The sequence below is a fragment of the Agrococcus jejuensis genome, assembly GCF_007679035.1.
GTDB classification, from domain to species: Bacteria; Actinomycetota; Actinomycetes; order Actinomycetales; family Microbacteriaceae; genus Agrococcus; species Agrococcus jejuensis_A.
In genome coordinates, this window is record NZ_VEFR01000048.1 from 1 (window position 1) to 237 (window position 237).

General features: G+C 63.7%; 1 protein-coding gene. It reads left to right on the forward strand.

From position 1 onward, the window contains the following. On the forward strand, nt 1–233 hold a 233-nt coding region (locus tag FS793_RS16880), incomplete at its 5' end, for a hypothetical protein (RefSeq protein WP_222123790.1). Nucleotides 234–237 lie beyond the last annotated feature (4 nt).

Sequence of the window (237 nt, forward strand, 5' to 3'; positions counted from 1 at the left end):
GGTCGTCGGGGAGCGCCACCGGGGGGGGGAGGGATAGGGAAGGTTGGAAGGAGTGGAATGAGAACGGTGTGAGTTGTGGAGAGGTGTGGAGAAGGTTGTGGAGAAGTGTGGTGGGGGTGGATGGGGTGGAGGTAGGTGGGGATGGGGGAGGGGATGGAGTGGTGGTGGGTCAGGAGGAGGGGGGGGTGGCGGGCGTCATGAGCATGAAGGAGTTGGAGAAGGTGGAGGAGTAGGGGT